The sequence below is a fragment of the Polaromonas sp. YR568 genome, assembly GCF_943369675.1.
In the GTDB taxonomy this organism is placed as follows: Bacteria; Pseudomonadota; Gammaproteobacteria; order Burkholderiales; family Burkholderiaceae_C; genus Polaromonas.
Map to the genome: position 1 here is coordinate 129,961 of NZ_CALROB020000007.1, position 18,473 is coordinate 148,433.

At 65.3% G+C, this 18,473-nt stretch carries 20 protein-coding genes; 12 read left to right on the plus strand and 8 right to left on the minus strand.

Annotated features, from left to right (window positions below; genetic code table 11):
* The first annotated feature begins 86 nt into the window (after positions 1-86).
* Both ACLV8F_RS05470 and ACLV8F_RS05475 read left to right on the plus strand, forming a co-directional pair.
* Positions 87-938 (plus strand): AraC family transcriptional regulator, encoded by an 852-nt coding sequence (locus tag ACLV8F_RS05470; RefSeq protein WP_411883232.1) that lies wholly within the window; start codon positions 87-89, stop codon positions 936-938.
* A 13-nt stretch (positions 939-951) separates the two neighbouring features.
* Positions 952-1,833, plus strand: coding sequence for a CAP domain-containing protein (locus ACLV8F_RS05475; protein WP_411883233.1), 882 nt, complete (start codon positions 952-954; stop codon positions 1,831-1,833).
* A 13-nt stretch (positions 1,834-1,846) separates the two neighbouring features.
* On the opposite strand, the gene ACLV8F_RS05480 is transcribed toward ACLV8F_RS05475, so the two are convergent.
* Together ACLV8F_RS05480 and ACLV8F_RS05485 are read right to left on the minus strand one after the other, a co-directional pair.
* The gene (locus tag ACLV8F_RS05480; protein WP_411883234.1) at positions 1,847-2,203 is read right to left on the minus strand and encodes a low molecular weight protein tyrosine phosphatase family protein; all 357 of its coding nucleotides are present in this window, start codon (positions 2,201-2,203) and stop codon (positions 1,847-1,849) included.
* A 45-nt stretch (positions 2,204-2,248) separates the two neighbouring features.
* A complete protein-coding gene (locus ACLV8F_RS05485) occupies positions 2,249-3,682 on the minus strand; it encodes a coniferyl aldehyde dehydrogenase (protein WP_411883235.1) in 1,434 nt (477 codons plus the stop codon).
* Between the two features lie 184 nt (positions 3,683-3,866).
* On the opposite strand from ACLV8F_RS05485, the gene ACLV8F_RS05490 reads away from it, so the two are divergent.
* The 8 genes from ACLV8F_RS05490 (at position 3,867) to ACLV8F_RS05525 (ending at position 10,511) form a co-directional block, all read left to right on the plus strand.
* Positions 3,867-4,862 carry a DnaJ C-terminal domain-containing protein gene (locus ACLV8F_RS05490; RefSeq protein WP_411883236.1) on the plus strand — a complete coding sequence of 332 codons (996 nt, stop codon included), beginning with the start codon at positions 3,867-3,869 and terminating at the stop codon, positions 4,860-4,862.
* Complete coding sequence (locus tag ACLV8F_RS05495; RefSeq protein WP_411883237.1) at positions 4,859-5,173, plus strand: chaperone modulator CbpM; 315 nt, start codon at positions 4,859-4,861, stop codon at positions 5,171-5,173. The genes ACLV8F_RS05490 and ACLV8F_RS05495 overlap by 4 nt, the downstream gene beginning before the upstream one ends.
* A gap of 36 nt (positions 5,174-5,209) precedes the next feature.
* Positions 5,210-6,310, plus strand: a complete 1,101-nt coding sequence (locus ACLV8F_RS05500; protein ID WP_411883238.1) for a DNA alkylation repair protein — start codon at positions 5,210-5,212, stop codon at positions 6,308-6,310.
* Between the two features lie 137 nt (positions 6,311-6,447).
* Positions 6,448-6,672 (plus strand): AbrB/MazE/SpoVT family DNA-binding domain-containing protein, encoded by a 225-nt coding sequence (locus ACLV8F_RS05505; RefSeq protein WP_411883239.1) that lies wholly within the window; start codon positions 6,448-6,450, stop codon positions 6,670-6,672.
* A complete protein-coding gene (locus ACLV8F_RS05510; RefSeq protein WP_411883240.1) occupies positions 6,669-7,067 on the plus strand; it encodes a type II toxin-antitoxin system death-on-curing family toxin in 399 nt (132 codons plus the stop codon). Before ACLV8F_RS05505 ends, ACLV8F_RS05510 begins: the two co-directional genes overlap by 4 nt.
* Before the next feature lie 54 nt (positions 7,068-7,121).
* A complete protein-coding gene (locus ACLV8F_RS05515) occupies positions 7,122-7,628 on the plus strand; it encodes a CreA family protein (protein ID WP_411883241.1) in 507 nt (168 codons plus the stop codon).
* 71 nt (positions 7,629-7,699) lie between these two features.
* Positions 7,700-9,601: a PAS domain S-box protein gene (locus ACLV8F_RS05520; RefSeq protein ID WP_411883242.1), complete on the plus strand. Its 1,902-nt coding sequence runs from the start codon at positions 7,700-7,702 to the stop codon at positions 9,599-9,601.
* 196 nt (positions 9,602-9,797) lie between these two features.
* Positions 9,798-10,511, plus strand: a complete 714-nt coding sequence (locus ACLV8F_RS05525; RefSeq protein WP_411883243.1) for a YebC/PmpR family DNA-binding transcriptional regulator — start codon at positions 9,798-9,800, stop codon at positions 10,509-10,511.
* A gap of 34 nt (positions 10,512-10,545) precedes the next feature.
* Here the strand turns inward: ACLV8F_RS05525 and ACLV8F_RS05530 are convergent, their stop codons facing one another.
* The 3 genes from ACLV8F_RS05530 to clpB all read right to left on the minus strand — a co-directional run bounded on the left by ACLV8F_RS05530 (position 10,546) and on the right by clpB (position 14,526).
* Positions 10,546-10,917 carry a hypothetical protein gene (locus ACLV8F_RS05530; protein ID WP_411883244.1) on the minus strand — a complete coding sequence of 124 codons (372 nt, stop codon included), beginning with the start codon at positions 10,915-10,917 and terminating at the stop codon, positions 10,546-10,548.
* Entirely contained in the window at positions 10,914-11,744 is an 831-nt protein-coding gene (locus ACLV8F_RS05535) for a hypothetical protein (protein WP_411883245.1), read from the minus strand. The genes ACLV8F_RS05530 and ACLV8F_RS05535 overlap by 4 nt, the downstream gene beginning before the upstream one ends.
* 181 nt (positions 11,745-11,925) lie before the next feature.
* Positions 11,926-14,526 carry an ATP-dependent chaperone ClpB gene (gene clpB / locus ACLV8F_RS05540; RefSeq protein WP_411883246.1) on the minus strand — a complete coding sequence of 867 codons (2,601 nt, stop codon included), beginning with the start codon at positions 14,524-14,526 and terminating at the stop codon, positions 11,926-11,928.
* A 125-nt stretch (positions 14,527-14,651) separates the two neighbouring features.
* Here clpB and ACLV8F_RS05545 point away from each other — a divergent pair, with 125 nt between their 5' ends.
* Positions 14,652-15,224: a hypothetical protein gene (locus ACLV8F_RS05545; RefSeq protein ID WP_411883247.1), complete on the plus strand. Its 573-nt coding sequence runs from the start codon at positions 14,652-14,654 to the stop codon at positions 15,222-15,224.
* A gap of 27 nt (positions 15,225-15,251) precedes the next feature.
* Here ACLV8F_RS05545 and ACLV8F_RS05550 read toward each other — a convergent pair whose 3' ends face one another.
* Entirely contained in the window at positions 15,252-15,728 is a 477-nt protein-coding gene (locus tag ACLV8F_RS05550; RefSeq protein WP_411883248.1) for a molybdenum cofactor biosynthesis protein MoaE, read from the minus strand.
* A gap of 286 nt (positions 15,729-16,014) precedes the next feature.
* Between ACLV8F_RS05550 and dapA the strand changes: the two genes are divergently transcribed.
* Positions 16,015-16,926: a 4-hydroxy-tetrahydrodipicolinate synthase gene (gene dapA / locus ACLV8F_RS05555; protein ID WP_411883249.1), complete on the plus strand. Its 912-nt coding sequence runs from the start codon at positions 16,015-16,017 to the stop codon at positions 16,924-16,926.
* Between the two features lie 6 nt (positions 16,927-16,932).
* Here the strand turns inward: dapA and ACLV8F_RS05560 are convergent, their stop codons facing one another.
* Both ACLV8F_RS05560 and glp read right to left on the minus strand, forming a co-directional pair.
* The gene (locus ACLV8F_RS05560; RefSeq protein WP_411883250.1) at positions 16,933-17,184 is read right to left on the minus strand and encodes a MoaD/ThiS family protein; all 252 of its coding nucleotides are present in this window, start codon (positions 17,182-17,184) and stop codon (positions 16,933-16,935) included.
* Between the two features lie 22 nt (positions 17,185-17,206).
* Complete coding sequence (glp, locus tag ACLV8F_RS05565; RefSeq protein WP_411883251.1) at positions 17,207-18,472, minus strand: gephyrin-like molybdotransferase Glp; 1,266 nt, start codon at positions 18,470-18,472, stop codon at positions 17,207-17,209.
* Between the last annotated feature and the right edge of the window lies 1 nt (position 18,473).

Consider the following 18,473-nt stretch of genomic DNA (forward strand, 5'->3'; position numbering starts at 1 on the left):
GGCCTTGCCTGCTGAAATGCGACAAATAGCCATGATTCATCGAATTTCAGACAAAACCACCAAAGCACTCCAAACCACGATTCACCATGGGCCGTAACGACCTTCGCTTCATGCCGGTGGGCGACACCGACAGCTTCACGCCCAGCACCAAACGGCCGGTGCGCGTGCGCGCCCGTTCCATGCCGGCCGACACGCATTTCGAGCCGCACTCCCACGCCTGGGCGCAGCTGGCCTACTGCGCGACCGGGGTCGTGCAGGTCACGGCCGAGGGCGGCGATGACGGTGCGGGCGGCGCCGGCGGCGAAATCACCTACATCGTGCCGCCCTCGCGCGCGGTCTGGATCGCGCCCGGCGCGCAGCACCACATCACCGTGCTGGAGGCCGCCGAGTTCCGCACGCTCTACATCCACGCCAACGCCACGCCAAAAGGCTGGAGCGGCTGCCGCGTGCTGGTGGTGTCGCCGCTGCTGCGCGAATCGATCAGCGCGCTCGATGCCGCCTCACCCGCGCATCCCCTGAGCCCCACACGCGAACAACTGCTGAGCGGCCTGGTGCTGGACGAACTCACGCATGCCGACACCCAGGCCCTGGGCGTGCCCATGCCGCATCCGCAAAACGGCGACAAGCGGCTGCGCGCCCTGTGCGAGGCGGTGCTGCGCGCGCCGGCGCAGCGGGCCACGCTGGCCGAATGGGCGGCAGACATCGGCGCCAGCGAACGCACCGTGGCCCGGCTGTTTCGCGACGAGCTGGGCCTGAGCTACCAGCAGTGGCGCCAGCAGGCCATCCTGGCGCACGCCCTGCCACTGCTCACGCGCGGCCAGCCGGTCAGCACCGTGGCGGCGGCCAGCGGCTACGCCAGCGACAGCGCCTTCACCGCGATGTTCAAGGCGGCCATGGGGCAGCCGCCCAGCCATTTCCAGAACAGGAACGGTTTGTGACGCCCATGGAAGCATGCAGATTTTGAAAAAGGTGACAACAGCGCGACGCGTAGCTTCGTCAGCGCTGGCAGTTCTGCTGGCCGCCACCGGCGCGGCACAGGCGCAGCCTGCCGCCGAGGGCCACCCGCCGCTGCTGCGCGCGCTGAATGCGGTGCGCCAGCAAGGCTGCGACAAAGGCGCGGGCCCGGCCGCCGCGCTGCGTGAACACACGGCGCTGTCGCGCGCCGCGGCGCTGCTCGCGGGCGGCAGCAAACTTGACGACGCACTCAACAGCGCGGGTTACCGCGCCACGCGCGCGGCGCAAATCTCCGTGCGCGGCGCCGCCGGCCCCGCGGCCGTGACACAAAAGGCACTGGGCAGGACTTGCGGCACAGCCACGCAGCGCGACTTGCTGGATGTGGGCTTTTACCAGCGCGGCACCCAGACCTGGGTGGTGCTGGCCGCGCCCTTCTCGCCGCCCGCCGCGGCGCAGGCCGCCGAAGTGCAGGTGCGCGTGCTGGCCCTGGTCAACGAGGCGCGCGCCCGGCCGCAACGCTGCGGCAGCCAGGCCTTTTCGGCGGCGCCGCCGCTGCGGCTCAACCCCACGCTCTACAGCCTTGCCAGCGGCCACGCCGCCGACATGGCGCGCTACAGCTACTTCAGCCACACCGGCCGCGACGGCAGCACGGTGGACGGCCGCGCCACCCGCGCCGGCTACCCCTGGCGCGCCATCGGCGAGAACATCGCCGCCGGCCAGGTCACGGCCGACACCGTGGTGCAAGGCTGGATCAACAGCCCCGGCCACTGCGCCAACATCATGTCGCCGGCTTTCCGCGAAATGGGTGCGGCCTTTGTGGTGAACACCCAGAGCAGCCAGGGGATTTACTGGGCGCAGGTATTTGGGGCGACGCCTTAGCGACGGTGCGACTTCAGGCGCCCGGCAAAAAGCGCGTCACCTTGCTTCTGAGCAGTTGGACAAGCGCCGGGTCCATATAAGGATAGTTATCCGGAATGCCCAGGCAGATGACGCGCTTGCCCTTGAGTTCATCCTTGAATCTCGATGACAGCTTCGTTTTGTGCGCACGCTCCATCACAAAGATCAGGTCAGCCCACTCGACGAGGTCGGGCGTCAAGGGATTGTCCGCACCGTTGTTGAGCCCGGCGGAGGAACACTCCAGGCCGGGATGCTCCGCGAAAATCTGCTCCGCCGTCGGGCTGCGCCAGCGGTTCAGGCTGCACAGGAACAAGACCCGCATGGTCCTGTCGCTGTTTTTATCGTTCTCCATCGGGGGAGCTTATTCGAAAAATCCTCGAACAAGCGTCCCCGGGCCTCAGATCAGCCGCCTGAGCAATCCCATCACCTGCTCAAAGCGCTTGCCGTAGGGCGGGTAGAACAAATCCCCGCGCGCCCATCCCGACTGCACCATCACCGGCTTTTGCTGGGTCAGCCGCAGGAAGCCGGTTTCACCGTGGTAGGCGCCCCAGCCGCTTTCGCCGACGCCGCCGAAGGGCAGGTTTTCGTGGGCGATGTGCATCAGGGTGTCGTTCACCGTGACCCCGCCGCTCACGGTGTTGGCCAGCACGTGGTCGCGCGAATCGGTGTCGATGCCGAACCAGTAGAGTGCCAGCGGCCGCGGCCTGGCGTTGACGTAGCGGATGGCGTCGTCGATGGCCGCATAAGGAATCACCGGCAGGATGGGGCCGAAAATTTCCTCGCTGAGCAGTTTCGACGTGGCGGGCACGTCAAACACCAGCACCGGCGCCATCTGCCGCGAAGCCGCACCCACACCACCCACGCCGGCGACGCCGGGATGAATTGTTTGCAGGCGCGCGCCCTCGCCTTCGGCCTGTGCCAGCAGCGCCTGCAGGCGCTCCAGGTGGCGCGGGCTGATGATGGCGGCGTAGTCGGGGTTGCCGGTGATGGTGGGGAACAGGGTTGCCACGGCGCGGGCAAAGGCCTCACCAAAAGCAGTTTCCCGGCCCTGCGGCAGCAGCACGTAGTCGGGCGCGATGCAGGTCTGGCCGGCGTTGAGCAGCTTGCCGTGCGCGATCTTGATGGCGGCCTTGTCGAGGTCGCAGGAGGCATCGATGATGCAGGGTGATTTGCCGCCCAGCTCCAGCGTGGTCGGCGTCAGGTTGGCGGCGGCGGCTTCGGCGACCTTGCGGCCCACGGCGGTGGAGCCGGTGAAGAACAGGTGGTCAAACGGCAGGCCGGCAAATTCGGCGGCCAGCTGGCCGTCGCCCTGCACCACGCACAGCTCATCAGGCGCAAAGGATTTTTCAATCAGGGCGGCCAGCAGCGCCGAGGTGCGTGGCGTGAGTTCGCTGGGTTTGAGCATCACGCGGTTGCCGGCGGCCAGCGCGGTAATGACCGGGCCCAGCGACAGCTGCACCGGGTAGTTCCAGGGCGAAACCACGCCCACCACACCCAGCGGCTGGCGCTGCAAAAAAGCGCTGGAGGGCTGCAGGTAGAGCGGCGTGCGCACCTTCACCGGTTTCATCCACTTCGGCAGCTGTTTGAGCGTGCTGGACAGCAGCGAGCGCAGCACAAAGATGTCGGCGATTTCGGTGAGCTGCGCCGAGCGCACGCCGAAGTCGGCGTTGACGGCCTGGGCCAGTTCGGCGCCGTGTTCATCGAGCAGGGCGCGCATGCGCAGCAGGCGGTCACGGCGCAAGGCCAGCGGCACTTCGATCTGGGCGCGGCTGGCGCGGTACTGGGCGTCAAACAGGGTGCGAAGCGGTGTCTGGGCGGTGCTTGAAATCATCCGGCCATGATAGGGACCGCCGGGCCCGCACAGTAGGGGTACAACTCCAGCGGAACCACGGGTTGACCCTGACGCGGCCGACCTTATATAAAAGCTGACGTATTTGGCTGACAGCCAAGCCGGCGCTTATGCACCAAGATGGCTGGCAGGCAAATCGGTCAACCATCCCTGATGAAAGTGTTTCATGGAATTCAAGGATTACTACAAAGTCATGGGCGTGGAGCGCAGCGCCACGCCCGACGAGATCAAAAAAGCCCACCGCAAGCTGGCGCGCAAATACCACCCCGACGTCAGCAAGGAAAAGAACGCCGAGGCGCGTTTCAAGGAAGTCGCCGAAGCCTACGAAGTGCTGCGCGACCCGGAAAAGCGCGCCGCCTACGACCAGCTGGGCGCCAACTACCAAGCGGGGCAGGACTTCCGCCCGCCGCCGGGCTGGAACCCCGGGCAGGCTTCGGGCGGCGGCGCCGGCGGCACGCACTTCGGCGGCGGCCAGGGTTTTGACCACAGCGACTTTTTCGACGCCATCTTCCGCGGCATGGGCGGCGGGCCGCAAGGCCGGGGCGGCTTTGACGACCTGCGCGGCGGCCGCGGTTTTGACATGCCGGGCCAGGACCAGCACGCGAAGATCCAGATCGACATCGGCGACTCCTACAGCGGCGCGACGCGCAAGCTGCAATTGCGCATGCCGGTGGAGGGCGAAGCCGGCCTGGCGATGCAGAACCGGACCATCGAGTTCGTGATTCCCAAAGGCATACGCGCCGGCCAGCACATCCGGCTGGCGGGCCAGGGCGCGCCCGGCATGGGCCAGGGCGGCGCGGGCGACCTCTACCTGGACGTTGAATTCCTGCCGCACGCCCTGTACCGCGCCGAGGGCCATGACGTGTACATGACCCTGCCAGTCGCGCCCTGGGAGGCCGCGCTGGGCGCCGAGGTGGAAGCGCCCACGCCCACGGGCGAGGTGGAGCTGAAAATCCCGCCGGGCTCGGCGAGCGGGCGCAAGCTCAGGCTCAAGGGGCGCGGGCTGCCGGGCAAGACGCCCGGTGACTTTTATTTTGTGCTGCAGGTCGTCCTGCCGGCCGCGGACACCGAAGCGGCGAAAAAAGCATATGAAGACATGGCAACGGCGTTCAAAGCCTTCAGGCCGCGCGCCACCCTGCAAACCTCCGGAGGCCAGGCATGAACACCCCTATCCGCTATCTCGCCGGTTTTATCCTGGAAGACCAGGAAGAACTCACGCTCGACGACCTCTGCCGGGCCTGCGCCGCGCAATCGGACCTCATCGTGGACCTGGTGCACGAAGGCGTGCTGGCTCCGCTGGGCGCGGCGCCCGAGGTGTGGCGCTTCACCGGCGTGCACCTGCACCGCGCCACCGTGGCCGTGCGCCTGCAGCGTGACCTGGGCGTGAACCCGGCCGGTGCGGCACTGGCACTGGAGTTGATGGACGAGCTTGACGGCCTCAGGGCGCAATTGAGCCGGCTCCAGGGTCTCTAGAGCCCTGAGCGGGGCGCAGTGGCAGAATCGGGCGCCATGTCCGACACCGCCGCCCCCGCCCTCAAAAACATCTTCGACCGCGCGCGCTACCGCCACATCGCCGCGGAAACCGCCGCGGTCTACCCGCGCTTTGATGGCAAGAAGTTTCTGGCGCTCGCGCTGCCCGGGCTGGACGAACTCTCGCTGATGCAGCGCCTGCGCCGCACCAGCGAATGCCTGCACGCCACGCTGCCGGACGATTACAAAAAATCCATCGCCATCCTGCGCAAGCTGGCCCCGCGCATCAACAGCGGCTTTGTCACCCTGGTGCTGCCGGACTATGTGGGTTTGTACGGGCGCGATGACTTCGACACGTCCATGGAAGCGTTGAAATTTTTCACCGCCTTCGGCAGCTCGGAATTCGCCATCCGCGAGTTCATCCGCCAGGACCCCGAGCGCACGCTGGCCGTGATGAAAACCTGGGCCAAAGACGAAAGCGAGCATGTGCGGCGCCTGGCCAGCGAAGGCAGCCGTCCTCGCCTGCCCTGGTCTTTCAGGCTCGATGCGCTGATGGCAGACCCCGAGCTTGCCGCGCCCATCCTGGAGACGCTCAAGGCCGACGACAGCCTCTACGTGCGCAAATCGGTGGCCAACCACCTGAACGACATCACCAAACTGCACCCCGAATGGGTGCTCAAACGCCTGAAGGGCTGGCCGCTGGACAACCCGCACACCGCGTGGATCGCGCGGCATGCGCTGCGCACGCTGATCAAGCAGGGCGACAAACAGGCGCTGGGCGTCATAGGCGCCGGCAAAAAGGCGGCCGTCAGCATCGGCGATTTTTCCGTCAGCCCGAAAAAGCTCACGCTGGGTGAGCGGCTGGCGCTGTCGTTCACGCTGCAATCCACCGCGCGCCAGAGCCAGCGCCTGGTGGTGGATTACGCCATCCACTACGTCAAAAAGGCCGGCAGCAGCTCGGCCAAGGTCTTCAAGCTCAAGGAGTTGACCCTGGGCGCCGGCGAAAGCGTGCAGCTTTCGCGCAGCCAGGTGGTGCGCGACTTCACGACGCGTGTGCACCATGCGGGCCGGCATGAGGTGGACATCATGGTCAACGGCGAGCGGCTGGCCCATGGTTTCTTTGAGCTTTTAAAGCCCTGACAGCGGCACCCAAAACCGCCCTGGGTTGTTGCCCCCCCCCGCCCTCGCCGGATCGCTTCACGAGGGTACGCTGGTCTGGAATTTGACGCGTTTGCGACTTCAGCTTAGTATTACATCTGTAATAACCAATTTTCACCATGCATACACTCAAACTTACCCAAATCGGCAACTCGGTTGGCGCCATCTTCCCCAAGGAATTGCTGGCCCAGATGCGGCTGGAAAAAGGCGACGAGTTTTATGTGACCGATACGCCCGACGGCCTGCGCATCACCGCGCACAACCCGGATTTTGAAGAGCAGATGCGGATCGGCCGCGAGATCATGAAGGAGCGCCGCGCCGTATTGCGCGAGCTGGCCAAGTGACAAAGGCCTGGCGCTGGGTTGACCGCGCAGTCTTGATTGCCGTGCATGAGATGCAGCTGGCTGAGCATGGTGGTGGGGCGGGCATTCGTGATGCTGCATTGCTTGACTCCGCCCTGAGTCGCCCACTCAACCTTGCTGTTTATGGAGAACCCGATGCCGCGGCGCTGGCTGCCTCCTATGGCTATGGCATCGCTCGTAACCATTCCTTTATTGACGGCAACAAACGCACCGCGCTGGTGGCGGCAGAGCTTTTTCTGCGGATGAATGGCTGGCAATTGGTAGTGTCCGATGCGGACTGCGTACTCACCATGTTGGCCGTCGCAGCCGGCGACATCACCGAAGAAGAATTTGCGGCCTGGGTACGGGCCCATGCCAGCCTGCGCACCAAAGCTTGAGGCCTTGACGGCAAGCACCTGCCTCCATCATTCATCCCCAACACACCCATTGCCATGACCCACATTTCATCAGCCCAGCACCTCAAGTCCAGCATCCTTGCCATGAGTAGCGCCCTGCTTCTGGCCGCCTGCGGTGGTGCCAGCAGTGAAGAGATCGGCGCGGTGGACACCGTGTTCAAGTTCATAGGGCCCGACCACAAGATCGTGGTCGATGCCTACGACGACCCCAAGGTCGCGGGCGTGACCTGTTATGTCTCGCGCGCCAAGACCGGCGGCGTCAAGGGCGCTTTCGGCCTGGCCGAGGACAAGGCCGAGGCTTCCATCGCCTGCCGGCAAACCGGCGTCATCAGCTTCGGCGCCAAGCCGCTGGACAAGCAGGAAGAGATGTTCAGCGAGCGCATCTCGCTGGTGTTCAAACGGCTGCGCGTGGTGCGCATGGTGGACACCAAACGCAACACCCTGGTCTACCTGACCTATTCCGACCGCGTGATCGAGGGTTCGCCGCAGAACAGCGTGACGGCGGTGCCGGTGCCTGCGGGAACGGTGATCCCGGTGAAGTAGGACCGGACTACGACGGTTAATCAGGCTATCCGCCTATGGTTAGGGATAGCCAAGCTGGTTATCATGATTTGATGCCGGCCGACAAAAGCTTCTCCACGGAACAGACAACGACGGACCGCTTTCGCCTGCTGGTGGACGCGGTCCAGGATTACGGCATCTTCATGCTCGACACCCAGGGCAATGTGGTGTCCTGGAACACCGGAGCGCAGCGCCTGAAGCAGTACCGGCCCGATGAAATCATAGGCCGCAATTTTTCCGTGTTTTACCCGCCAGAGGCCATCGCGGCCGGCTGGCCCGCCGAAGAGTTGCGGCGCGCGGAGCAGGCCGGGCGCTTTGAAGAGGAAGGCTGGCGCATCCGCAAGGACGGCAGCCGCTTCTGGGCCAATGTGGTGATTACCGCGCTCAGGGAGCCGGACGGAAGGCTGGCGGGCTTCGGCAAGGTGACACGCGACCTCACCGAGCGCCGCGCCCACGAAGAAGCGCTGCGCGAAAGCGAGCAGCACTTCAGGCTCATGATCGAAGGCGTGCGCGACTACGCCATCTTCATGCTGAGCCCGGACGGCGTGATCGAAAGCTGGAACAGCGGCGCGCAACTCATCAAGGGCTACAGCCCCAGCGAAGTGATCGGCAAACATTTCAGCCTGTTTTACCGCCCCGAAGACCTTGAGGCTGGCAAACCCGAAGTCGAACTGAAGACCGCCCTGCAGCACGGCCGGGCGGAAGAAGAAGGCTGGCGCATGCGCCGGGACGGCTCGGTGTTCTGGGCCAATGTTGTGATCTCACCCGTTTACGACGCGAACCGGCTGCTGCGCGGTTTCGTCAAGGTCACGCGCGACATGACGGAGAGGCGGCGCCTGTACGAACTGGAAAAGTCCAGCAAGCGCATGAGCGAGTTCCTGGCCATGCTGGCGCACGAGCTGCGCAACCCGCTGGCGCCCATACGCAACGCCGTCACCATCCTGCAGCTGGAACCCTCTCCCAGCCCGCTGGTGCGCAGCAGCCGCGACATGATAGACCGGCAGCTCTCGCACATGACGCGCCTGGTCGACGACTTGCTGGACGTCGGGCGGCTGACGACCGGCAAGATCCGTTTCAAGACGGAACAGGTGCCCTACAACATGGTGGTGGCCCGCTCCATCGAAGCGGTGCGGCCCCTGCTGGATGCGCGCAGGCACCGCCTGACGCTGGACATCCCGGCCGCGGCCTTGCTGGTGCAGGGCGACGCTACGCGGCTTGCCCAGGTGTTGCAGAACCTGCTGATCAATGCCGCCAAGTTCACGCCCGAGTCGGGTGTGATCGAGCTCAAAGTCTGGCAGGAGGGCACGCAGCTCTACACCTCGGTCCGTGACAACGGGGTGGGCCTGTCGGCCCAGGCCCTTTCGCAGATTTTTGAACTGTTCTCGCAAGGCGACGCGCAGACCGCCGCGAGGGAAAGCGGGCTGGGCATAGGGCTCACCCTGGCGCGTTCGCTGGTGGAAATGCACGGCGGCACTTTGAACGCCGAAAGCGAAGGCCCCGGCCACGGTAGCACCTTCACATTTTTCCTGCCGAATGCGCAGGCCGCCGCGACCGGCGACGGCGATAAGGCCGGCCCGGAGTCCGGCGCGGCCGTTCTGGTCGTGGACGACAACCGGGATGCGGCCAACAGCCTGGCGGAGATCCTGAGGCTGATGGGCTGCCAGGTGAAAGTGGCCTATGACGGTCCCACGGCCCTGGCGCTTTTTCGCGAGCAGGCCCCGCAAGCCGTGTTGCTGGACCTTGGCATGCCGGACATGAACGGCTATGAGGTGCTGACAGCTTTGCGCGCCCTGCGCGGCGGTGAGCAGGCGACCGTCGCGGCCCTCACCGGCTACGGCACCGACGAAGACAAACAACGCGCCCTGGCCGCCGGATTTGATGAACACCTCACCAAGCCGCTGGACTTTGCCGCCCTGCAGGCGTTTTTGCAGACCGCCGGCGTGGCGGTTGATTAGCGGCGGCTGAAAGCACGGCGGGCATCTTTTGCCCAGGCACCAAAAAATCACGGAAAACCGGCGGGCAGGCGGTTTTTGGCGGCCATGGGTGTATAACCAGAGCCCTCGGCCCGTGCCCTTCCCCCTCACGCGCGGCCGCTTAATTCATAAACACAACAGGGCGCCCTGAGCGCCGCTACACCAAGGAACATCGAACATGGGCGCGCAGTGGAAAGCAAAAGGCAAGGAACTGGCTGCGAACGCCAGGGGACGCGTATTCGGCAAGCTGGCCAAGGAAATCATGGTCGCGGCGCGCAACGGGGCCGACCCGGCGTCGAACGCGCGACTGCGGCTGGTGGTGGAGCAGGCCCGCAAGGTTTCCATGCCCAAGGACACCCTGGAGCGCGCCATCAAGAAAGGCGCCGGCCTCACGGGCGACGCGGTGCATTTCGAGCATGTGATTTACGAAGGTTTCGCGCCGCACCGCGTGCCGCTGATGGTCGAATGCCTGACCGACAACCTGAACCGCACGGCCTCTGAAATTCGCGTGCTGTTCCGCAAGGGCCACCTCGGCACCTCGGGCTCGGTCTCCTGGGACTTTGACCACGTGGGCATGATTGAAGCCGAGCCGCTGGCCGCCGGCGCCGACCCCGAACTCGCCGCGATCGAAGCCGGCGCGCAGGACTTCGAGCCCGGCGAGGAAGCAGGCACCACCATGTTCCTGACCGACCATGCCGACCTGGACCTCGTGAGCCGCGCCCTGCCCGCGCAAGGCTTTACCGTGCTGTCGGCCAAGCTGGGCTACAAGGCCAAAAATCCCGTCAACCCCGCGACCTTGAGCGCCGCGGAACTGGAAGAAGTCGAAGCCTTCCTGGCCGCCGTTGATGGGAACGACGACGTGCAGAATATTTTTGTCGGTCTCGGGGAATAAGCCGGCAGGCCGGCGATAAAAGCCGCCGGATGCGCTATCCGGCGCGCGCCTCGTAGCGCGGCCGTATCCGCGTCTTCTGCACAATGCCTGACGGCGCAAACAGGATCACAAATTCGGCGCCCGGTGTGGGGCTTTTGGGCGGCTTCTCGCGGTAAACCCAGACCTCGTAGCCGCTGTCAAAACACACGACGGAAGCGGCGGGGCCCAGCGCGGCGGTGACGTCGGCTTTGCTGCTGGTTCCGGGCGTCACCATCCCTTGCGCGCTTTGCATGGCCAGGGTTTTGTCGCGAAAAGGCGGCTGAAGGTCGTCCGCCCCAAAGCCCCCCGGCCCCGCGCAGGCCGCCAGCCCCAGGCAGCACGCCAGCACCAGGCCGATGCGCCAAAGTGGTTTGGACGGCCGCATCATGGCCCGCCCTCCATGTAATCAAACTCCACCAGCGTGTCGTTGGGCCAGCTCCGGTCATCCAGCGGCAGGAAGTAGGTACGGTCCACCAGCACCTCGCAGTCGCAATCGGGCAGGTCCCTGTCCAGCTTGGGGTCGTCGCTCGCGGCGGCGTAGAGCATGGCGACCGGCAGGATTTCACGGCGCTCCCCGGCCACCAGCGTGACGCTGAACAGCGGCCGCTCTGCAAAGAAGAGGTACAGCGGCGCTTTCTGGTCGCAATAAGCGGGCGTGTCGAACAAGGCGCCGGTGATCGTGCTGATGATGCTGGTGCCGCGCGACACCAGGCCGGACTCCATGCCGACCCGGCACTCCAGCCGTAAATCACCCAGGCGCCGCGTGCCGGGCGGCAGGCCCGGCGTGCGGATCTCCGTGCGCCAGGTCATGCTTTGCGCCTTGCGATTCGGGATGACCTGCGCGTTCTCGTCATAGGCCTTCTGGTTGCGCGGCATGGTGAAGGTGTGGTCGGGCGCGATAGTGACGGGAAAATCAATCGTGCTGCCTATCACTTCCATGTCGATCGCGTTCATGTCGGTCTCGCGCCGGCGCGGCAACAGCTTGAAGCGCAGCGAGGCATTCGGCGCCATGCTTTTTTCGCGCTCAAAGAGGTCCATGCCGCGGATCATCTTGCGGTAGGACTTCTCGACAGGGTCGCGGTTGGCTTTGGCGCTGATGGTCACCGGCGCAAGGGTCGGGCCTTGCGCCGGCTGGGCGTTTGCCTCCGTGCACACGGCCAGGCACGCCAGCACCCAGGCGGCGGGCCATGCGGCGCGGACAAGGCAATTTGGCATGTTGTCATTTCCGGTGGAACAGAAGATGAATGCTAGGCCGCCCGGCCGGAGGGCGTTGTAGGACGATTCAGCATTTCCGGCTCATCCGGAGGTTTCAACACCGCCAAAAAAGAACCCGCCCCGGCTTGCGCCGGAGCGGGTTTGCAAGCTCACCATGAATCCCTGGGCTTGCGGGCCGGGCTCAGTGAACCGTCGGTTCGAACCTGAACACGCCGGGTTCGCGGATAGGGTCCACGTCCACCGGGATCGTGCTCTTGGGCGGGAAGCGCCCTTCCAGCAGCAGCTTGCTGAGCGGGTTCTCGATGCGTTGCTGGATGGCCCGCTTGAGCGGCCTGGCGCCGAACACCGGGTCGAAGCCGACCTTGGCGAGTTCGGCAATCGCCGCTTCCGACACGTCCAGCGCGAGGTCCATCTTCTGCAGCCGCGCCACCAGCACCTTGAGCTGGATGCGCGCGATGGACTCGATGTTCTTCGCGTCGAGCGCGTGGAACACCACGGTCTCGTCGATCCGGTTCAGGAACTCGGGGCGGAAGTAGTTCTTGAGTTCATCCGTCACCGCGTCCTTGATCTCTTCCGTGGGCTTGCCGACCATGGACTGGATGATGGGCGAGCCGATGTTGCTGGTCATGACGATCACGGTGTTCTTGAAGTCCACCGTGCGGCCCTGCCCGTCGGTCAGGCGGCCGTCGTCCAGCACCTGCAGCAGCACATTGAACACGTCGGGATGGGCTTTTTCGACCTCGTCGAGCAGCAGCACGCTGTAGGGCTTGCGGCGCACGGCCTCGGTGAGGTAGCCGCCCTCTTCATAGCCCACGTAGCCGGGAGGCGCGCCTATCAGGCGGGCCACCGAGTGCTTTTCCATGAACTCGCTCATGTCGACGCGGATCAGGTGGTCTTCGCTGTCGAACAGGAAACCGGCCAGCGCCTTGCACAGTTCGGTCTTGCCCACGCCCGTGGGGCCCAGGAACAGGAAGGAGCCTGTCGGGCGGTTCGGGTCGCTCAGGCCCGAGCGTGAACGGCGGATCGCGTTGGCCACCGCACCTATGGCTTCGTCCTGGCCGACCACACGTTCGTGGAGCTTGCCTTCCATCTGCAGCAGCTTGTCGCGCTCGCCCTGCATGAGCTTGCTGACGGGGATGCCGGTGGCGCGCGCCACGACCTCGGCGATCTCTTCGGCGCCGACCTGGGTGCGCAGCAGCGTGGGCGCGTTGGACTTGCCTTTGCTGGCTTCGGTGTCCTGCGCTTCCTTCAGGCGTTTTTCGAGTTCGGGCAGCTTGCCGTATTGCAGCTCGGCGACCTTGTTGAAGTCGCCCTTGCGGGTGAACTCCTCGATCTGGAAACGGATGCGGCCTATCTCCTCCATGACGTCCTTGGAGCCGAGCGCCTGGGCTTTTTCGGCCTGCCAGATTTCGTCGAGATCGGAGATCTCTTTTTGCAGCTTGGCGATTTCTTCCTCGATGAGATCGAAGCGCTTTTTCGAGGACTCGTCTTTTTCGCGGCGCACGGCTTCGCGCTCGATCTGCAGCTGGATGAGGCGACGGTCGAGCTTGTCCATGACTTCGGGCTTGGAGTCCATCTCGATCTTGATCTTGGCGGCGGCCTCGTCGATCAGGTCAATGGCCTTGTCGGGCAGGAAGCGGTCGGTGATGTAGCGGTGGCTCAACTCGGCCGCGGCCACGATGGCCGGGTCGGTGATCTGCACGCCGTGGTGCTCTTCATACTTTTCCTGCAGGCCGCGCAGGATGGCGATGGTCGCCTCCACGGTCGGCTCGCCCACCAGGATTTTCTGGAAGCGGCGCTCCAGCGCAGCGTCTTTTTCGATGTACTTGCGGTATTCGTCGAGCGTGGTGGCGCCCACGCAGTGCAGTTCGCCGCGCGCCAGCGCGGGCTTGAGCATGTTACCGGCGTCCATCGCGCCTTCGGCCTTGCCGGCGCCCACCATGGTGTGCAGCTCGTCGATGAAAACGATGGTCTGGCCTTCGTCCTTGGCCAGTTCGCTCAGCACGGTTTTCAGGCGCTCTTCAAATTCGCCGCGGAACTTGGCGCCGGCCAGCAATGCGGCCATATCGAGCGAGAGCACGCGTTTGCCCTTGAGCGAGTCCGGCACTTCGCCGGCGACGATGCGCTGGGCCAGGCCTTCGACGATGGCGGTCTTGCCGACGCCGGGCTCGCCGATCAGCACGGGGTTGTTCTTGGTGCGGCGCTGCAGCACCTGGATGGCGCGGCGGATTTCGTCGTCGCGGCCAATGACCGGGTCGAGCTTGCCCATGCGGGCGCGCTCGGTCAGGTCCATGCAGTATTTCTTGAGGGCTTCGCGCTGGCCTTCGGCGTCGGCGCTGTTCACGCCCTGGCCGCCACGCACGGCGTCTATCGCCGCTTCGAGCGCCTTGCGGGTCAGGCCGTTCTCTTTGGCCAGGCGGCCCGCATCGCTCTTGCTGTCGGCCACGGCGAGCAGGAAGAGTTCGCCGGCGATGAACTGGTCGTTGCGCTTGATGGCTTCTTTTTCGGTGGCCTGCAGCAGCTTGGCGAGCTCGGGGCCGACCTGGATCTGTTCCTGGCCCTGCACCTGCGGCAGCTTCTTGACGGCGGCGTCGGCCGCCTGCGTGAGGCCGCCGACGTTGACACCGGCTTTTTCCAGCAGCGCGCGCGGACCGTCGTCCTGGCGCAGCATGGCGGCCAGCAGGTGGACCGGCTCGATGTAGCCGTTGTCGTTGCCCAGCGCGAGGGACTGCGCGTCGCTCAGGGCTTCCTGGAATTTGGTGGTGAGTTTGTCTTGTCGCATGAATAGTGCTCCGTGGATTCCGGCAGGCCTGGCTCAAGCCCGCCCGGATGGGTGTTGCACAGTATCTGGGGAGATTGGCCTCTTTTTCAAGCGCCCCCCGATGGCACCGGGCCTAAAATCAAGCCATGAACATCCACCAGATCTCGGTGATCTACCATCAGGAGCAGGACAGGCTGCTGGCACGCATCAGCAGCCAGGAAAGCGAAGAATTGCGCCTGTGGCTGACTCGCCGCATGACGCTTTCCCTGATGCCAGTCCTGACAAAAACCGCCGCCGGCCAGTTGGCCCAGCAGACGGAAGAGGTCGACGTGGCGGCGCCGCAGGACGTCCAGCGACAGCGCATGGTGGAAAACTTCAAGAAGGAAGCTCTGGCCCATGCCGGCGATTTCAAGACACCGTACCAGGCCAAGGATGCGGCGCTGCCGATGGGAAAAGAGCCGCTGCTGGTGACGGAGGTCAAGATGGCTTTGCTGAAATCCGGCAAGGTGCAGCTGGACTTCATTGAAAAACTGCCCGAACCGGGGCGCAACGTGCGAATCGCCATCAGCGCCCAGCTCACCCAGGGTTTGCTGCACCTGCTGGACAAGGGCATCAAGAAATCCCAATGGCTCAAATTACCGCCCGATTCCGGTATTAGCGAGACAGCCGACACGCCCGAGCCGCCGGATCCCATGGAAAAGCCCCGCTACCTGAACTGAGCCGCCATGGCCGGGGCCGCCGGATGCTCAGGCATTAGGCGCCACAATGCCCCACTTCGCCAGCGCGGCGTCGTCGGTCACGCGGGCATCCACCCAGCGCGCGCCTTCGGGCGTCTCTTCTTTCTTCCAGAACGGCGCCTGCGTCTTGAGGTAGTCCATCAGGAACTCGCAGGCCTTGAAACTTTCACCGCGGTGCGCGGAGATCACGGCCACCAGCACGACCTGGTCCAGGGGCTCCAGCAGGCCGACGCGATGCACCACACGCGCACCGAACATGTCAAAGCGCGCCATGGCCTCGTCGATCATGGCTTCAATGGCTTTTTCGGTCATGCCGGGGTAGTGCTCCAGCTCCATGCTGCTGACGCTCAGGCCGTCGTTGCGGTCTCTCACCGTGCCCGTGAAAGTACAGACCGCGCCCACCCGCTTGTCGCCGGCGCGCAATGCTGCAACCTCTTCGGAGAGATTGAAGTCGCCGGTGGTGATCAGGACGCGGGGAGTGGCCATAGTGGCAATTTTGCCACTCACCCACCCTGAAAGCGGCCGCCTGCGATAAGATTTGCCGCATGACTGGCCGCACTCATACCCTTGCCACCCGGACGCCCGACAGCGCCCGTGGCCTTGGGACGTGCGCCAGCAAATCGAAAAAACCGTTGCTCATTTGACCGGGGCTGCGGTTCCGTCGTCGAATGAGCGATGGAGCCGCCGGTTACTTTCCAAGTCTTTTGCGGACACCCTTCCCTTGTTCTGATGACGGCCTTTCAAGCCGGTCAGTTTTCCAGGATGTGTCTTCATGCAAACAGCGCCTCATACCCATCAAGCCAGTCAGGCCAACCAGGCCGGCCCCGATTTTTCGGGACTCTGGATCCCGCTCGTCACCCCGTTTGACGAGGGCCAGGTCGACAAACCCGCGTTAAAGCGGCTGGTGGCGCACTACCGCGGCAGCGGCATCGCCGGGCTGGTGGTCTGCGGATCCACGGGCGAGGCCGCCGCCCTCGATGAGGACGAGCAGTTGCAGACGCTGCATACCGTCATGGATCAGGCACCCGGCTTGCCCGTGGTCATGGGCCTGTCGGGTTACCACCTGGGCAAGACGGCCGCGCGCATCAAGGCGCTGGGCACGCTGGGCCTTGCCGGCATCCTGCTGCCGGCGCCCAGCTATATCCGGCCCTCGCAGGCCGGCCTCATCGAATGGTTCACCGCGCTGGCCGACGTGAGCGCCGTGCCGGTGATCCTCTACGACATTCCCTACCGAACCGGCAGCCGCCTGGAGCTTGAAACCATCCTGGCGCTGGCTGGACACCCGCGCATCCTGGCCCTCAAGGACTGCAGCGGCGACCCCGCTAAAACACAGGCCCTGATTGCCGACGGGCGGCTGCAGGTGCTGGCTGGCGAGGACGTGAATATTTTCAGCACCGTGGCACAGGGCGGACGCGGTGCGATTGCGGCGGCGGCCCACCTGCACACGGAACGCTTCGTGGAAGTGCTGCGACGCATCCGGACGGGCGACCTGGCCGGCGCCGAGGCGCTGTGGACGCCGCTGCAGCCGCTGATTGAAGTCCTGTTTGCCGAACCCAACCCGGGGCCGCTCAAGGCGCTGATGGCGCAGCGCGGCCTGCTTCGCAATGAACTGCGCAGCCCCATGACGCGGGCCTCTGCCGCGCTGGTGGAACGCCTTCAGCGGCTGGATGCGCTGGTCGCTTGACCGGAATCAGCCGCCGGTCACGGGCGGAAAGAAGGCGACTTCGCAGCCGTCGCTGAGCAGCGCCACTTCGTCGCTCATGACCTGGTTGAGCGCCATGCGCACCGACCTGCCGCGCGCCAGGCTGGCTGCGTGGGCGGGCGTGGCCGCGAGCAACTCGTCGCGCAGGGCCGCCAGCGTGGTGGCGGTGGTGTCACGCACCTCGCTGCCCTGCCCTATGGCTTCGCGGATCGAAGCAAAATATTTGATCGTGACTTTCATGCCAGGGCCTTTGTGCGGCGCTTTACGCCATCAACGCCGGGAACGGGGTGAACTGCACCAGGTCGCCATGGGCAATCGCACGGCCGGCCGGGTTGTCGACGAGGCCATCGCCCCAGACGGCCGAAGTCAGCACACCCGATCCCTGGTTGTTGAACAGATCCAGCCCGCCGGCGGCATTGCGCTTCACACGCAGGAACTCGCGGCGCTTGTCGGCCTTGGGCCAATCGAAATGCGCCGGAACTGCGATGGGATGGACGGTCACTTCGGCCGCGCCCTGCAGCCGGAGCAGAAACGGCCGCACCAGCACCAGGAAGGTCACAAAGCTGGACACAGGGTTGCCGGGCAGGCCGATGAAATGCGCGCCGCCGACCTTGCCATAGGCAAACGGTTTGCCCGGCTTGATCGCCATCTGCCAAAGGACGAGCTCACCCAGCGCCTGCACGGCCGGCTTGATGTGGTCTTCCTCGCCGACCGAAACGCCGCCGCTGGTGAGGATCAGGTCGTGCTGTTCGCTCGCTTCTTTCAGCGCGGCCACGGTGGCATCGAGACGGTCGGGCACGATGCCCATGTCCGTCACGGTGCAGCCCAGGCGCAGCAGCAAGGCGCGCAGAAAGAAACGGTTGGAGTTGTAGATGGCGCCGGGCTTCATATCGGCGGGCGCGACCTGGCCGGGCATGACGAGTTCGTCGCCCGTAGAAAACAGCGCCACGCGCACCTGGGGTGCCACCGGCAGCTTGTCAAAACCCATACTGGCGGCCAGGCCCAGCGAGGCCGGTGTGAGGCGTTCGCCACGGCGCAGCACCACGGCGCCCGCGGCCACGTCCTCGCCGCGGCGGCGAACAGATTGGCCGGGCCGGGGCTTGACCTTGATGCGCACACCGGCGTCGACGGCCTCGCAATCCTCCTGCATCACCACCGCATCAGCGCCGGGCGGGATGGGCGCGCCGGTGAAGATACGCGCTGCGGTGCCTGATTCCAGCGCGTGGCCGACGCTGCCGGCCGGAATGCGCTGGCTGACCGGCAGTACGGCGCCGTCGGCCCAGTCTGCCGCGCGCAGCGCGTAGCCGTCCATGGCGCTGTTGTCGTGCGCCGGCACGTCAAGGCTGGACACCAGGTCCTGGGCCAGCACGCGACCGTCGGCGTCGAAGGTGGAAACAGCCTGCATACCGGGCAGCGGCGCCGCGCGGGCCATCAACTCGGCCAGGGCTTCATCCAGCGGCTTCAGCGGAGCCCGGCCGGGTTGAGGCGCGGGCGCGGCACTGGCGGGTGTGGTGAGAGCAGAACTCATG

Excerpts from the sequence above, each read along its gene's own strand:
- ACLV8F_RS05470 (WP_411883232.1), top strand. The coding sequence starts at position 87 with ATGGGCCGTAACGACCTTCGCTTCATGCCGGTGGGCGACACCGACAGC.
- ACLV8F_RS05475 (WP_411883233.1), top strand. The coding sequence starts at position 952 with ATGCAGATTTTGAAAAAGGTGACAACAGCGCGACGCGTAGCTTCGTCA.
- ACLV8F_RS05480 (WP_411883234.1), bottom strand. The coding sequence starts at position 2,203 with ATGGAGAACGATAAAAACAGCGACAGGACCATGCGGGTCTTGTTCCTG.
- ACLV8F_RS05485 (WP_411883235.1), bottom strand. The coding sequence starts at position 3,682 with ATGATTTCAAGCACCGCCCAGACACCGCTTCGCACCCTGTTTGACGCC.
- ACLV8F_RS05490 (WP_411883236.1), top strand. The coding sequence starts at position 3,867 with ATGGAATTCAAGGATTACTACAAAGTCATGGGCGTGGAGCGCAGCGCC.
- ACLV8F_RS05495 (WP_411883237.1), top strand. The coding sequence starts at position 4,859 with ATGAACACCCCTATCCGCTATCTCGCCGGTTTTATCCTGGAAGACCAG.
- ACLV8F_RS05500 (WP_411883238.1), top strand. The coding sequence starts at position 5,210 with ATGTCCGACACCGCCGCCCCCGCCCTCAAAAACATCTTCGACCGCGCG.
- ACLV8F_RS05505 (WP_411883239.1), top strand. The coding sequence starts at position 6,448 with ATGCATACACTCAAACTTACCCAAATCGGCAACTCGGTTGGCGCCATC.
- ACLV8F_RS05515 (WP_411883241.1), top strand. The coding sequence starts at position 7,122 with ATGACCCACATTTCATCAGCCCAGCACCTCAAGTCCAGCATCCTTGCC.
- ACLV8F_RS05520 (WP_411883242.1), top strand. The coding sequence starts at position 7,700 with ATGCCGGCCGACAAAAGCTTCTCCACGGAACAGACAACGACGGACCGC.
- ACLV8F_RS05525 (WP_411883243.1), top strand. The coding sequence starts at position 9,798 with ATGGGCGCGCAGTGGAAAGCAAAAGGCAAGGAACTGGCTGCGAACGCC.
- ACLV8F_RS05530 (WP_411883244.1), bottom strand. The coding sequence starts at position 10,917 with ATGATGCGGCCGTCCAAACCACTTTGGCGCATCGGCCTGGTGCTGGCG.
- ACLV8F_RS05535 (WP_411883245.1), bottom strand. The coding sequence starts at position 11,744 with ATGCCAAATTGCCTTGTCCGCGCCGCATGGCCCGCCGCCTGGGTGCTG.
- clpB (WP_411883246.1), bottom strand. The coding sequence starts at position 14,526 with ATGCGACAAGACAAACTCACCACCAAATTCCAGGAAGCCCTGAGCGAC.
- ACLV8F_RS05545 (WP_411883247.1), top strand. The coding sequence starts at position 14,652 with ATGAACATCCACCAGATCTCGGTGATCTACCATCAGGAGCAGGACAGG.
- ACLV8F_RS05550 (WP_411883248.1), bottom strand. The coding sequence starts at position 15,728 with ATGGCCACTCCCCGCGTCCTGATCACCACCGGCGACTTCAATCTCTCC.
- dapA (WP_411883249.1), top strand. The coding sequence starts at position 16,015 with ATGCAAACAGCGCCTCATACCCATCAAGCCAGTCAGGCCAACCAGGCC.
- ACLV8F_RS05560 (WP_411883250.1), bottom strand. The coding sequence starts at position 17,184 with ATGAAAGTCACGATCAAATATTTTGCTTCGATCCGCGAAGCCATAGGG.
- glp (WP_411883251.1), bottom strand. The coding sequence starts at position 18,472 with ATGAGTTCTGCTCTCACCACACCCGCCAGTGCCGCGCCCGCGCCTCAA.